Annotated in this window: 1 protein-coding gene; it reads left to right on the top strand. The window is 57.8% G+C overall.

Annotation, left to right across the window (positions count from 1 at the left end):
* A partial coding sequence (locus tag QQ91_RS12830; RefSeq protein ID WP_236096273.1) for a hypothetical protein occupies positions 1-252 on the top strand: 252 nt, incomplete at its 5' end.
* Between the last annotated feature and the right edge of the window lie 23 nt (positions 253-275).

A 275-nucleotide genomic window follows, 5' to 3' on the forward strand; every position in this document is an offset into this window, starting at 1 on the left:
TCTGGAAGTAACTGCCCCTTTCCCCCAGCCCACTTCACAAAAGGACGAGGGGACACCGGCAGCAAAGACAGCTGCCTGAAATTTCTCGCCATGGCCGAAAACACAACACAGAAGGAAAAGACCGCAACCCTTCGTAAATCCTGGTCCCCAAGGGAGAGCACCTCTGGCACCCTCCCTGAAACCAACCCTCAAAACGGCTGTGCTTCCCAGCCCACCCCGACCAACCGTCGCTCCTCTCGCTCCCGCAGATAATTCGTCCACCCCAGCGCTTCAAG

The sequence above is a fragment of the Lyngbya confervoides BDU141951 genome, from assembly GCF_000817775.3.
Taxonomy (GTDB): domain Bacteria; phylum Cyanobacteriota; class Cyanobacteriia; order Thermosynechococcales; family Thermosynechococcaceae; genus Lyngbya; species Lyngbya confervoides.